General features: G+C 65.8%; 10 protein-coding genes and 1 pseudogene. 6 read left to right on the top strand and 5 right to left on the bottom strand.

The genetic code is table 11. The features are described 5' to 3' along the window. Positions 1 to 2: 2 nt before the first annotated feature. The 4 genes from ACIBVN_RS13510 to ACIBVN_RS13495 all read right to left on the bottom strand — a co-directional run bounded on the left by ACIBVN_RS13510 (position 3) and on the right by ACIBVN_RS13495 (position 3,258). Positions 3 to 641, bottom strand: a complete 639-nt coding sequence (locus ACIBVN_RS13510; RefSeq protein WP_397135926.1) for a ferredoxin--NADP reductase — start codon at positions 639 to 641, stop codon at positions 3 to 5. A 36-nt stretch (positions 642 to 677) separates the two neighbouring features. Further along, the gene (locus tag ACIBVN_RS13505; protein ID WP_397135924.1) at positions 678 to 1,352 is read right to left on the bottom strand and encodes an SDR family NAD(P)-dependent oxidoreductase; all 675 of its coding nucleotides are present in this window, start codon (positions 1,350 to 1,352) and stop codon (positions 678 to 680) included. Between the two features lie 77 nt (positions 1,353 to 1,429). After that, positions 1,430 to 2,359, bottom strand: a complete 930-nt coding sequence (locus ACIBVN_RS13500) for an oxidoreductase (protein WP_349458088.1) — start codon at positions 2,357 to 2,359, stop codon at positions 1,430 to 1,432. A gap of 281 nt (positions 2,360 to 2,640) precedes the next feature. Continuing rightward, a complete protein-coding gene (locus tag ACIBVN_RS13495) occupies positions 2,641 to 3,258 on the bottom strand; it encodes a TetR family transcriptional regulator (RefSeq protein ID WP_397135982.1) in 618 nt (205 codons plus the stop codon). Positions 3,259 to 3,348: 90 nt separating this feature from the next. Here ACIBVN_RS13495 and ACIBVN_RS13490 point away from each other — a divergent pair. The 6 genes and pseudogenes from ACIBVN_RS13490 to ACIBVN_RS13465 all read left to right on the top strand — a co-directional run. Beyond that, a pseudogene (locus tag ACIBVN_RS13490) lies at positions 3,349 to 3,978 on the top strand (alcohol dehydrogenase catalytic domain-containing protein); the annotation flags it as partial. Between the two features lie 366 nt (positions 3,979 to 4,344). Further along, positions 4,345 to 5,283, top strand: coding sequence for a hypothetical protein (locus tag ACIBVN_RS13485; RefSeq protein WP_397135980.1), 939 nt, complete (start codon positions 4,345 to 4,347; stop codon positions 5,281 to 5,283). A 286-nt stretch (positions 5,284 to 5,569) separates the two neighbouring features. Continuing rightward, entirely contained in the window at positions 5,570 to 6,475 is a 906-nt protein-coding gene (locus tag ACIBVN_RS13480; protein WP_397135921.1) for an NADP-dependent oxidoreductase, read from the top strand. Between the two features lie 319 nt (positions 6,476 to 6,794). Beyond that, positions 6,795 to 8,312 (top strand): MFS transporter, encoded by a 1,518-nt coding sequence (locus ACIBVN_RS13475; RefSeq protein WP_397135919.1) that lies wholly within the window; start codon positions 6,795 to 6,797, stop codon positions 8,310 to 8,312. 194 nt (positions 8,313 to 8,506) lie between these two features. Next, positions 8,507 to 9,019 (top strand): hypothetical protein, encoded by a 513-nt coding sequence (locus ACIBVN_RS13470; RefSeq protein ID WP_349458093.1) that lies wholly within the window; start codon positions 8,507 to 8,509, stop codon positions 9,017 to 9,019. 464 nt (positions 9,020 to 9,483) lie between these two features. Next, positions 9,484 to 12,024 carry a hypothetical protein gene (locus ACIBVN_RS13465; RefSeq protein ID WP_397135917.1) on the top strand — a complete coding sequence of 847 codons (2,541 nt, stop codon included), beginning with the start codon at positions 9,484 to 9,486 and terminating at the stop codon, positions 12,022 to 12,024. Here ACIBVN_RS13465 and ACIBVN_RS13460 read toward each other — a convergent pair. After that, on the bottom strand, positions 12,011 to 13,168 hold the full coding sequence (locus tag ACIBVN_RS13460) for an ISAs1 family transposase (protein ID WP_397135915.1): 1,158 nt from the start codon (positions 13,166 to 13,168) through the stop codon (positions 12,011 to 12,013). The genes ACIBVN_RS13465 and ACIBVN_RS13460 overlap by 14 nt on opposite strands. Positions 13,169 to 13,341 lie beyond the last annotated feature (173 nt).

The following is a 13,341-nucleotide window of genomic DNA, read 5'->3' as shown; positions in this document are numbered from 1 at the left end:
CGTCATCCGAAGTTCTCGATCAGAATGCTCCGTTTGTCGACGCCCGCCGCCGTCAGTTCGTCCCGGACAGTCGTGATGAGCCGACGCGAGCCGCAAGTGTAGAACAGGGCCTCCGGCGTTGCGGCGGCCTGTGCCCGGACATGGCCGATGAGCTCCTCGGGCCGCACCCCCGCGTACTCCGCGACGAGCGGCTCGAGTTCGTGACGGTACAGGAAGTCGCCACGCTGGACCTGAATCACCCGCAGATCGAAGCCGCCGCGACGGTGCGCCTCGAGTATCAACGAACGGAACGGAGCCATGCCCACGCCGCCGGCGATGAACACGAGCGGTTTACCGGTGGGCCGTTTGGGGAGCACAACGTTGCCGCCGACCAAGAACGCCCTCACCCGGTCCCCCGGTCGAAGAGTATGGAGACGGCGCTTGTAGCGGCTTCCGGATCCAATATGGACGGTGAACATCAACTCCTCCTCATGTGGTGCGGAAGCGAACGACAGCTCCCGCACCGCACCGCCCGACCAGAGCGCCCCGATCTGCAGATGGACGTACCGTCCTGCCTCGTAGCGAAGCGTGGGATGGCGAAACCAGTAGGAGTAGACGTCGTCGTACTCGTGAGCTTTCCGGATGAAGATCGCCGGGGACATGATCGCCTCTTTCTCCGGAACGGGTCAGCCGGTACCTCACCGGACGTCGTAGGGGTGCTCGGCGCCCTCGCGCTTGGTGTAGATGTCCCAGTAGCGCTCGGCGATGGTGTCGGCCTGGGTTTCCGGGCCGCCGGAGCCGATCCAGGCGAAGATCGGCACGTGCGCCGCGTACACGCCCGTGCCGGTGAGCACCTGGTTGAGCTTGAGCACGTAGGCCCGAAGGGCGGCCGTGGCGACGGCGATGTTGCCGAACTCGGGCGGCCCGGCGAGTACCTCCAGAGAGGACCCGCCGGTGGTGAACAGGAGGGTGCCGGCGTCGCGTTCGATCATCTCGGGGAGTACCTGCTGTGCCGCGGTGAGACCGCCGTAGAGGTAGTAGTCCAGCTCCGGCTGGAGGTTCTCCACCGTCGCGTCCAACGGAGCGATCATGGCCTCGGGGTTCATCTTCGGCGCGGGCGAGTACTCCAGTACGTCGACTTGGCCGAACCGCTCCTTGATGCGGGTGAACGCGGCGGCCAGGGACGGCCGGTCCGTGACATCGGCCGCGAACCCGGCCGCCTCGATCCCCGCCTCGCCCAATTCTGCGGCGAGCCCGTTCAGTTTCTCCTGGGTCCGTGCCATGAGCGCCACGGAGAAACCGTTACGGCCGAACACCTTGGCGATCGACAGGCCCATGCCGGAGCCGGCCCCGACAATGGCGATGGTAGGCATGAAATGTCCTTTCGAGAAAAGCGATCAGATGACGAAATCGGGCAGTCTTCGACGCGAGCTGAAGCCGACAGCCCGGGTCAGGACGAGGCGGCGAGGGCGAAGCGAACCCCAGTCAGCTCCTCGGACAGATCCCACAGCCGACGTGCCGTGTCCGGGTCTTCGGCCGCAGGGTCCGGAGGGACCGTCGTGGGATGTCCGCGGAATTCCTTCCAGCCGTCGGGACCGTAGAGCTCTCCGCCGCGGGCGTCCGGCGCGGTCGCGGCGTACAGCTGGGGCAGCACGCCCCGGTCGACGTCTTGGGAGACCAGAGCCTTGACGATCGCGCCGCCCACTTTGATCAGGCCGGTCGGGCCGGTGGACGTCAGGTTCGTGGCCGAGAGCCCGGGATGGGCCAGCAGGCTGCGCACCGGACTCCCCGCAGCGCGCAGCCTGCGATCGAGTTCCAACCCGAACAGGACATTGGCGAACTTCGACTGGTCGTAATACGCCACCGGCGCGTACTTCCGCTCACCGGTCAGGTCGTCGAAAAAGATCTTGCCGCCGTGGTGCCCCACCGAGGTGACGGTCACCACCCGGGGATCGCTGCCCGCCTGCAGCAGGTCCAACAGCAAGCCGGTGAGGGCGAAATGGCCCAGGTGATTGCCGGCGAACTGCGACTCGTGCCCCTGCGGGGACAACCGGCGGGGCGCCGCCATCACTCCCGCGTTGTTGACCAGGACGTCCACCCCCACCCCGTCGGCGTGCATCCCGGCGGCGAACGCGCGCACCGAATCCAGGTCGACGAGGTCCACGTGGCGCACCTCAAGGCTCGCCCCGGGGTGGGCATCACTGATCTCCGCGGCGGCTTGGCGCCCCTTGGCCTCGTTCCGCACGGCCATCACGACATGCGCGCCGCGGCGAGCCACGTGCCGGGTGGTGGCCAGTCCGAGGCCGCTGTTGGCCCCGGTGACGACGAAGGTCCTTCCGGCCAGGTCCGGGATCCGGTCGGCCGTCCATTTGCTCTCCATGTGACTCATCCTGACATGTATGTCTCAATGTGTCAATCAGATCCCGGTGTGACGAAATCGGGCACGGGGCGGCATCTGGCCGCAGTTGATCCGGGCGGCGGCGCTAACCCAGCCACCCATGCGGTGCCCGGCCCCACACATCGAGGCCGGGCACCGCATGCCATGCCCATCAGGTCCACTTCCCGAGGGGCGAGCGGCTCCTCATGCGGGCGCGGAGGCGGCACAGCGGGAACGGCTCGGCCTCGGCAGCGGGATCGACGCCTACCGGGCCGCGGGCAGGTTCAGCTCGGTGCTGTGCCGAGGTCAAGCGCCGGGGTGATCATCGCGAAAGCCTGGTCGACCAGCTCATCCAAGGCCTCGGTGCCATCGCTGTCCACCCAGCGGCGCAGCCCGGTCTGGAACGCGGTGAGCGCCACACCGGCGGCAAGGGCAGGGCGCATGTCGGCGTCAGGATCCAGCCCGGTGCGGTGGGCGAGGATGCCGGCCATCTCGGTCTGCCACCGCGACAGCCGCTCCAGGAACCGGGCCAGCACGGCCGGCGTGTCCAGGATCAGCCTGCTCACGTGCAGTGTCTTGTCCGGATTGGCGACGCTCAGCGAAGTGATAACCGACAGCGCGTGGCGGAGCGCTACCGCGGGCGGTTCGTCGGCGGGCCGGGCGCGCAGTTCCGCGCACATCCGCGCACTGGGTCCCGACATCATGTGCACGACCACGTCTTCCTTGGACTGGAAGTAACGGGAGAACGTCCGGCGTGACAACCCCACGGCGGCCGCGATCTGGTCGACCGTCGTCTCCTCGAATCCCTGATCAGCCAGCAACGTCACGGCAGCCTCGGCCAGTTCGCCGCGTACGAGCTGACGCTTGCGCTCCGCGATGTCGGCCGTTGGGGCCGCGTTCATATCCACCACGACTCCGATGCTACCTTGCGCCGCAGTGGGCTCGCCAGGACTTATTTGACTCAATGTGTCATTAATGGCAGCCTGGGAAGCATGTCAGCGAGCAACAGGGCCCCGCATCCGTGTCCCGACCTGGCCGAGCAGACGTTCATCGACACGGAGGCAGGCGGCGTCGTCCTGGCGGTGTGCGAGGAGGCGAAGGGCCCCCGGGCCGTCGCGGACGGGCTGGTGGACGTCCCGAGCGACAACGCGTGGACGCCGCCGCGCCATACAGGACCTGACCGGTGCCCGCACGTACGCACCGATGCGGTCCGACCGGCAGTCGAAGTTCGTCAACGCGGCGTCCGCGCCGGAACTCGGCGGCAGGGGCCGGCGGAGGCGAGCGGCAGCGAGGACGCGCGGGACTCCGGGCCCTCTGCCCGTCCCCAGGAAAAACACCAGGAGGCCCCCGCCGCGGAAGCGATCGTCCACCGCGAGTACGGCTCCGCGACCGATGTCCTGCGGCTCGAAAGAATCGACAAGCCGGTGCCGAAGGCCCGAGAAGTGCTGATGCGGATCAACTCCGCGGCGGTGAACCCGCTCGGCACCCACAAGCTGCGCGCCGAGCCACCTGTACCCGCGCCCGGCCACCGGGCTGCGTCGCCGAGGAAGCCCGTCCTCGGCGGCGACGTCGCCGGGCGGGCCGAGGCCGTCGGCTCGGGCGTCACCAGGTTCAAGCCGGGTGACGAGCATGTACGGGTCGATCCGGCCCGGTGGGTTCGCCGAGTACGCGGCGGCCTCCGCGGACCTCCTGGTGCACAAGCCGGCGCACCTGTCTCTCGGCGCGGCGGCGGCCCTGCCCATCTCGGGATTGGCGGCGCTGACCGGACTTGGCAGCTGGCACCGAGAAGCCAGGGACGCGGATCAACCGCGCCGATCTCGCCCGCTTCCTCCTCGACACGCTCGAGAAGAACACCTGGAACCGCAAGGCACCCCTCGTCTGGAACGCAGGAGGCTGCCACTCCCCATGATCCACACCCCCGTCATGCACAACAGTTTTCGGAAATTAGGCGCGCCGTATATCGACGGCGACGCCGGAACGGAGTGACTGTGACAACAACTGAGACCCCCCGCACCGACATCGAGTTCAACAAGCGGCTGCGCGTCGTGTTCGACGACCTCCAGAAGGCGTTCGGGGACGTGGCGCTCAGGCACGGCATCACGTTTGACGAACTGGGCCGGGCCATCACCTACCTGACGAAGCTGGTCGAGTCAGGGGACTTCCTCCTGGCGGCGATCCAGCTCATCGGCGCTCGCCCGATGGAGGTCAGTCACGGCAGGGCCTACGCCGACCCGGAGAAGGACGGCGCCTCCACGTGGATGCCGACCGGACCCGCCTACGTGCCCGGGGCACCGGAGATCGAGAACCCCGGCGTGCTGCCGATGGCGCCCAACGAGCCGGGGGAGACCCTGATCGTCTCCGGCGTCGTACGGTCGACCTCGGGCAAGCCGCTGCCCGGCGCGGTGATCGATCTCTGGCAGACCACCGCCGACGGCAGGTATGCGGGTCTGACGCCCGAGCAGGCAGGCCCCCTGGAGGACCTCGACGTCGTCGACTTCGACCTGCCGAAGTACCACCTGCGCGGCAAGATCGTCACGGATGCCGAGGGCCGCTACGAGTACCGGACCGTCGTGCCGGGCGTGGAGCCCGCGGCGGTCCCGGGCAGCCCCCTCGACGACCTCCTGAACATGCTGGGACGGGCCAACTCGCGCGCCAGGCACATCCACGCGTACATCAGCCACGAGGACCATCACATGCTGACCCACCAGATCCACTTCGAGGGCGATCCGCTCGTCGACACGGTCAGCGAGGGTGCGATCGCGCGGGACTTGATCCACAAGACCGAACTGCACGACGATCCCGCCGAGTGGGAAGCACGCGGCCTGACCGCCCCGTACCGGACCCTCACCTGCGACTACGTACTCCGCCCCATCGGCTTCGACGAGGTGAAGGACCCGTACCTCCTCGAGGGCTTCTGGAAGCAGTGACCCGCAGCGGCCCGCCGCACCGGCGGGCCGACCGCGGATGTGTCCCCGGGGAATCACTTGATGCGACTGTGAACAACCCGGTGTGGGCGCCGCCCACGGTCTTGGAACCCGGCGGCGCCTCAGCTCAGGCCTGATCCGCTGACATCTCCAGACGGGACGCGCCCGCGGAAAGGCCATCGTCAGGGTCACCGAGGCCCCCTGAGCGCCCCGCAGCGTGGCGCCTGCCCACCGCCCACCCAGCCATCGCAACTATCCGGTTTTATAAAGGACTTGGAGGTCCCTTTCGATGCGAGCAGTGACCTATCACGAGTACGGCGACCCGTCGGTGCTGAGGGTCGAGGACGTGCCCGAGCCGCACGCAGGTCCGGGCGAGGTCCGGATCCGGGTCGAGGCCGCCAGTGTCAACCCGATCGACTCCAAGCTCCGGGCCGGGTACCTGAAGGAGATGATGCCGCTGCAGTTCCCGAAGATCCCGGGCCGGGACGGAGCCGGAGTGGTGGACGAGGTCGGTGACGGCGTGACTGGCGTCGCCGTCGGCGACCGGGTGTTCGGGAACTCGAGCGTGGGGACCACGGCCGAGTACGCGGTGCTCTATGAATGGGCGCCGGTACCGGACGCGTGGACGATGGAGCAGGCCGCAGCCGTGGGAGTGGCGGCCGAGACGACAGTCCGCGTGCTGAACGAGATGAAGGTCGGTGCGGGCAGCACGCTGCTGGTTGAGGGCGCCTCCGGCGGCGTCGGCAGCGCCATGGTCCAGTTCGCCGTCGCACGCGGGGCCACCGTGATCGGCACCGCCAGCCAGGGCAACCAGGAGTATCTGCGCTCGCTCGGTGCCACGCCGACGACCTACGGGCCCGGGCTGGCGGACCGCGTGAGCACGCTCGCTCCCGGCGGTGTGGACGTCGTCGTCGACGTGGCGGGCGCTGGTTCCCTGCCGGACCTCGTCAAGATCGCGCCCGCTCCCGCAGCCGTCGTCTCCATCGCCGACCCCACCGCCCCCGAACACGGCGCCCGTCTCTCCCTCGCCCCCGACGTTGCTACGCCGGCTTCTCTGGTGGAGGCCGCGGGCCTGGGGGCGGCCGGGGCGTACGTCCCCCACATCGAAGCCACGTACCTCCTCGACCAGATCGCCCAGGCCCACGCCCGCAGCCAGGCCGGCCATGCCCGGGGCAAGCTCGTCATCAAGATCTGAGCAGGTTGGACGGCCCAAGGCTGACTGTCCGTCCGCCCCGATGCCGAACTTCCATACGTCACCCGTCCCTTAGAGGCAGGTAGAGGCAGGCACCGAGCTGCCGCCCGGTCCACGGAGGTCATTCTTTCCCAGACGGGACCGCCTTGAGCGGAGGCGGCCCCACCGCGCCGATCGTCGCGGGGGCGGGATCGGCGCCGGCTTCTGGGCCCGGCAGCGGACCACCCCCAGTCCCTCGCCGGGCCCAGGACGCTCCCCGCCTGCCGCATCCGCTGTGCAGCATTTCCGCCATTTCCTTGCGAAGTCCCGAAGGGGGACCCCTATGTCCGAAACAACCCTCAAGCCTCCCGGCGTCACCGACGCCAACCGCTGGCGAGCCCTCGTTTTCATCGCGCTCGCCCAGCTCATGGTCATCCTCGACGTCACCATCGTGAACATCGCCCTGCCCTCCGCCCAGCAGGACCTGGGCATCTCCGACGGCAACCGGCAGTGGGTCATCACGGCCTACGCTCTCGCCTTCGGCGGTCTGCTCCTGTTCGGCGGCCGGATCTCCGACCTGTGGGGCCGCAAACGCGCCTTCGTCGTCGGTCTGATCGGGTTCGGCGCGGCCTCCGCACTGGGGGGCGCCGCCACCGACGAGGCCATGATGTTCAGTTCCCGCGCATTGCAGGGCGTGTTCGGCGCGATACTCGCCCCCGCCGCGCTGTCCCTGATCTCCGTGATGTTCACGGACGCCAAGGAGCGCGCCAGGGCGTTCGGCATCTACGGTGCGATCTCCGGAGCCGGAGGCGCCGTCGGCCTCATCCTCGGCGGCGTGCTCACCGAGTCCCTGAACTGGCGCTGGACCTTCTACGTCAACATCCCCTTCGCCGCGATCGCCGCAGTCGGCGCCTGGTTCGTGGTCCGTGAGCCGGAGGGCGGCCGCAACCGCAACCCGCTCGACATCCCCGGCGTACTCCTGTCCGCCACCGGCCTGGTCGCCCTCGTCTACGGCTTCACCCGCGCTGAGTCCGACGGCTGGACGGACCCCCTCACCCTAGGTCTGTTCGCGGCCTCGGCCGTCCTGCTGCTCGCCTTCGCCGTCACCGAGTCCCGGGTCAAGGCCCCGCTCCTGCCCCTGCGGGTGGTCACCGAACGCAGCCGCGGCGGCGCCTATCTCTCCCTGGGGCTCGCGAACATCGCGATCTACGGCGTGTCCCTCTTCCTCACCTACTACCTGCAGGTCGTCAAGGGGTTCTCGCCGGTCGAGACCGGCTTCGCCTTCCTGCCGTTGGTGGTGGGGGTGATGACCGGCACGACCCAGATCGGCGTCCGCCTGATGACCCGCGTTCCGACGCGGCTGCTGATGGGCCCAGGCTTTCTGATCGCCGCCATCGGCTTGTTCCTGGTGACCCGGATTGAGGTCGACTCCTCCTACGCCGCTCTCCTCCTGCCGGCCGAGCTGATCATCGGCATCGGCCTGGGCACCGGGTTCGTGCCCGGCAACTCCGTGGCCACGCAAGGGGTGGAGCCGCGGGACGCGGGTGTCGCCTCCGCCATGGTCAACACCTCGCAGCAGCTGGGCGGCGCGATCGGCACGGCCCTGCTCAACACGATCGCCGCCTCCGCCATGACCTCCTACATCCAGGACCACATCACCACGGCCACGACGAAGTCGCAGCAGCAACTGGTACAGCTCCAGGGCATGGTGCACGGCTATGCCAACGCCGCCTGGGTCGCCGCAGGCATCGTGGCTGCCGCCGGCGCCATAGCGCTGGCCCTGATCAACGCGGGCCGCGCGTCGACCGATACGAGCACGGGCGAGGCACTCGAAACCCAGACGCCGGTGATCATGCACTGACGCAGGCGGCCCTCACCTCCCGAGCCTGGTACCGGGCCGACTCACGCCGCCGTCGGCATCGCACGGGACCGGTGCCGATTAAGGGCCGCACGCATCGTGATCCGACTGGACACGGCGCCTTGCCCACCGCCTCTCCCCGCGCATAGCTGCGTGCCCGGGCCGCCGACACGACGGCCCATGTCCCCGAAAGGTTCATGATGGACAGACGAGCACTCCTGACCGCCGGCGGTGCTGCCGCCGGACTGGCACTTTTCGGTTCCGCTTCGGCAGCCGGGGCCGCACCGGCGACAACACCGTCCAAGCCAACCGAACGCCGCGCCGGTGTCTACCCGGATGTCGTGGACACCAGCCATGCCTCACAGCAGGCGGCGGCCTTCTTCCGCAGCTACTTCACGGCCAAGAGCCTGCACTACCCCGACGCCTTCATGGAGCACTTCCTCCGGTCCCAAGTCGGCTACTACGACGCCGCTCTCGGCGGCAGCGTCGTCATGACCGACTGGACCACCATGAAAGAAGCGCTCACCCAGGCCATGAGCAGCTGGGGAGCTGGCGCGCTGTCGTACCGTGGTTTCTTTCCTTCTTCTGGGTCCCTCGCCGGGGCACCGGGTCCGACCAGCATAAAAGCGCCCCTGACCAGCGGGAACGCTAATCAAGGGCTTCTTGATGTGTCCGGTGCTGTACGACTGTCACCGATCGATTGCGACTGATCCTTCCCAATGCCTTCCCACGGCAGCGGGAGAGGGAGCAGCGCGTGGCGCGACAGGAACGGCGATGCTACGTGGAATGCACTACTCGGCAGAGCGCTGCCTGTTCCGCGTCCATCTGTATGGATGCCGTCTTCCGCCGACGCCAGGTTATGGACGTGGATGTGAGTCCCAGCAGGAGCACACTGCGAGCGGTGCCGATCATGCGCGGATCCACGGTCTTCCTGCTAGCGACTGCAGCCCCTGAGCACATCTAGGTCTTTCGAACCACTCGCCACTCTGAGCTCAGAAGCCACATATGTCACTTACCGACTAGCGCTCCGTCGCTGTGCTAGATAAAGTCCCGCCAGTATCAGGCATGCAGCAATCGGGGGCGTCCTGCCCTATCCCACTATGACAGTGTGACCAGCAGGGCTTAGATGGTGCGGCGATGCCGGAACGATGCACTTCCGGACATGGGGGCACGCTTGTCACCTAACGCGACCGACGATCAGCTGCTGCGAGAACTTGGAGATCGTATTAGCGATCTTGTATCTCGCGTTCTTGATCAGCCCGAGTTCACAGAAGCCACGCAACGAAGCGAGCTGAAAGTGAGCCAGCTGGCGGGGGAGGCTACTACCACCGCGCTGGCTTCGATGTCAGCGACCAACGTCGAGATTGCGGCAATTCGTGAAGCCGACGCTGCGATCGCGCAACATGAGATATCTGGCCGCACGCAATTCGCTAGAGTCGCTAAGTACGCTCTGCCGATCAGCCTGATTTTCGGTGCTGCCGCCTTCGCCATAACCGCTGCCTACGTCACCTATCTGGCTTACTCCTGGAACACCCTCCTGCAACTTTTTGGAGCAGCTCAGACGATAACCGGAGTAAGCGTTGTCAGCTTGCTTGTGCTATTCATCGTCTCCTTCCTACTGCATCTAGCAGCATCCGTATTAGGCATTCAGAGCGACACCCCCGGTTTATTCACGGGCAGATTCACAACTGGCACGTTTATTGGGGCTTTGTGTCTTATCTGTTCAGCGGCTGCGCCTATCAGCTTGATATGGCTATCGACAACTGACGCGGCAGGATTGAGTGTCGCCGCCGCGGGTGGATTGTTCACTTTCCTGGTACTACTCTTTGGGTACTCGGTCCTGTACCTCCGCTACGGCGCATGGTACGAGTCGGGTTTTGCAGCCTTCAAGTTCTACACCCCTCTACACCGACAAGTCATCGCCCAAGTCGGCGGCATACCACCGGGATTTGCCGCCTTGGGCAGTCTGTCAACCGCCCTCGTCGGATGGCACAAGTCTTTTACACGCTTCGGCAAGGGAGTATCGCGAGCCTGGTCTTCAAAGCAACCTAAGATTGGTCACGCTTATGATGATGTATGGCTAGCCCGAAAGTGGGAGCTTGATGAGGCTCGGTTCGGCGCCATAGCAACGTGGGACGACGCGATGATGGACCGTGTCATAGCTCCCGACTTGCGAGCAAGGATCAACCAGCTGATAGCGCCGGGTTTCTCTCTAGCCTCGAAGCCGCATGATGCGCCGGGGCTCCGTCAAATGCGAGCCCAGGAGTATGTGGTTCCTGTAACGGTCTTCAAAGAATTCAAAAGACTGTTGGACCGTATCGATGGAGGGGCCATCGGCATCGCAGGGCCTCGTGGATCAGGAAAAACTACACTTCTTGAGGCTCAGCGTTCAGGCCTTTTCCTGGAGGCAGGAGTAAGCCCACCTATCTCCATTATGGAGAGCGTGCCCGTCGAATATGAAGCTCGCGAGTTCGCCCTCCATCTATACGGACGCCTATGTCGAGCGGTTATCGAATTCGCAGCTCGCAAAGAACCAGCGAGGGCCAGCGCTGATAGCTCTTATCTGCTTCCAAAGACTTTTCAGCGCCTTACGACGTGGAGTCCCCTCATTTTGGGCATCGGCTTCGCCGCCACCTGGCTCCTTCAAAGCAATTCGAGCCTACTGGCCGAAACGGCCCAGTTCTTCACCGGTGTGCGCGACGTCGTTATGCCGTTTATCGCGGCAAATTGGCTTGCCTTCGCCGGAAGTTGCCTGATCGCCGCTACGATAGTCTACGTCTTGCGCGACCGCCATAGAGCACAGACAGCGAGCCTGCGTGTAAACAACAGTCGCGTTGATGACATCGCATCACTGCGTAGATTCGCCGAATCCAAGCTAGACGAAGTGACATTCCAGCAGAAATACACATCTGGCTGGTCAGGGAAACTCAAACTGCCACTCGGCGCAGAAGCGAGCAGAACACGGAGTGTCGAGTGGGCCAAGCAAGGAAAAACTTATCCAGAGATTTTGCATGACTTTCGGGATTTCGTGACAACAGCGTTGGCGGTGCTCAAAGCTGCGCCGAATCTGCCTGCTACGTCGATCGTAATCGTGATCGATGAGCTCGACAAAATTCCATCAATCGACAAGGCGCAACAATTCACCAATGAGATCAAAGGTCTTTTTGTCACCGAAGCTCCGGGCTGCCTGTTTCTCGTTTCCGTCTCCAACGAGGCGTTAGCCGCCTTCGAACAGCGCGGGCTACCCGTTCGAGATGCCTTTGACAGCGCATTCGATGCGGTCGTGCGCATCCGCTACCTCAATCTGACAGATACCATGGCGCTACTTCGTGGGCGAGTGGTTGGCCTGAGTGACGTGCTGCTTTGCCTGTGCTACTGCATGGCCGGCGGCCTGCCTCGGGAGCTGATTCGAATTGCGCGAGAGATCGTTGATCTTACAGACCGTGACATCGTCCAAATCGACGAGATTGCCAAAGAACTACTTACAGCTGACCTCAGCGCAAAGATAAGTGGCGCGCGGAGTGTTATATCGCGGAACTCGGAGTGCGAGCCTTGGACGAGCGCTCTCCTCCAACACCTGTCCTCGCGCTCTATTGGTGACTTCGAGACTGATGCGATGCTCAGCCTCGTATCGAACCCTCCTGTGCTTTCAGAGGACGAGCCAGAGCCCCGGCGTAGTGGAGTTTTGTCCTGTTTCCGGATCACGCGAGGTTGAGGACGGCGAGAGCGCGGGTGGCGTCGCGGGAGGTGTAGCGGATGGCTTGGGCGATGTTGCCGGCGCCGTTCAGGCGTAGGGCGCCTATGGCCAGGTTGCGCAGGGTGGCCATGGCGCGGGGTGCGTTGCCGGTGCGGACCTGGCTGTGGTCTTCGGCGTAGGTGACGTCGCGGACGTAATGCAGTCGGTTCTCGATGCTCCAGTGGCCGCGGATCCAGGCGGCCAGGTCGGCGGGAGGGGCCTGCCAGGCGGGTAGATCGGTGATCGCGTAGACGGTCACGGTCCGCCATCTGCCCGCGCTGCTGTCCCTGACCTGTCGCTTGATCTGCATCGCCTGGACGGCGTGGGGGAACAGCAGGCCGACCTTGACGGTGACGACTTTGAGGGTGCGGCGTTCTTCGCGTCCGTGCCCGCGGTCACGTTCGCGGTGCTGGATGGGGATCTGTTTCCATGACAGCCGTTTGACCTGCGCGTACAGGCTGGGCTGGTTCTTCTTGACGATCAGTACGTAGTGCGCCCGTTTCTGCTCGATGAGGAAGGTGGCGTGCTCGCGCTGGGTGTGCAGGGCATCGGCGGTGACCACGCAATCGTGCAGGTCGAGACGCTCCAGCAAGGGCTGGAAACGGGTGATCTCGTTGGTCTTTCTGCCCACGTCGGTCTGCGCGAACACCAGGCCGCTGCCGTGGCCGAGGGCGGCCAGCAGATGTACCGGCTCACCATCACGGTTGCGTGCGCCGCGCAGGGCCTTGCCGTCGACGGCCACAGCTCGGCGACGCGCACGAGCCGGGCTCTCCGCAGCGGTGCCGGCAGTGGTGGCCCGGCTAGCCAGCCAGGAGTACACCGCCTCATCCAGGGCGTCAGTATCGAGCTGCTCGAACAGGCGCCGCACGGTGGACTCGTCCGGTGGCTGCCATGCTCGGCTCAGCGGATCCCGCCGGACGCCGAGGACGGCCATCACCTGGGCAGGGGCATCAGCGATCCACTCACCGATCGCGGTGAACGAGCGCGCGCCGGCCAACACGGCAGCCGCAGCACCGGCCAGTAACGATGCCAGCGCATGGCGGACGCCACGCGGATCGCGGGGATCGGGCAGGCGTTGGAAGCATTCCAGCAGGCTGAGGCAGTCGGCGGCGGAGGCGGTCACCGGCCCGTGTTCGGCCAGTTGACCAAGGGCAGCGCTGATCGGCGATGATGAGGGGACAGGCACGGCCTTCTCTGGTGATCATTAGGCGTCGAGAACCTCATGATCTCGAAGGTCGTGCCTGTTCTCGTCCTCAGACGAGTCTCCAGACCCTCTTGCAGCTCCCGAACAGTCAC

The sequence above is a fragment of the Nonomuraea sp. NPDC049400 genome, from assembly GCF_044466425.1.
In the GTDB taxonomy this organism is placed as follows: Bacteria; Actinomycetota; Actinomycetes; order Streptosporangiales; family Streptosporangiaceae; genus Nonomuraea.
This window is presented reverse-complemented; position numbering and strand designations above follow the sequence as displayed.

Coding starts and splice junctions, on each gene's coding strand:
- ACIBVN_RS13510 (WP_397135926.1), bottom strand. CDS start 641: ATGTCCCCGGCGATCTTCATCCGGAAAGCTCACGAGTACGACGACGTC.
- ACIBVN_RS13505 (WP_397135924.1), bottom strand. CDS start 1,352: ATGCCTACCATCGCCATTGTCGGGGCCGGCTCCGGCATGGGCCTGTCG.
- ACIBVN_RS13500 (WP_349458088.1), bottom strand. CDS start 2,359: ATGGAGAGCAAATGGACGGCCGACCGGATCCCGGACCTGGCCGGAAGG.
- ACIBVN_RS13495 (WP_397135982.1), bottom strand. CDS start 3,258: ATGAACGCGGCCCCAACGGCCGACATCGCGGAGCGCAAGCGTCAGCTC.
- ACIBVN_RS13480 (WP_397135921.1), top strand. CDS start 5,570: ATGCGAGCAGTGACCTATCACGAGTACGGCGACCCGTCGGTGCTGAGG.
- ACIBVN_RS13475 (WP_397135919.1), top strand. CDS start 6,795: ATGTCCGAAACAACCCTCAAGCCTCCCGGCGTCACCGACGCCAACCGC.
- ACIBVN_RS13470 (WP_349458093.1), top strand. CDS start 8,507: ATGATGGACAGACGAGCACTCCTGACCGCCGGCGGTGCTGCCGCCGGA.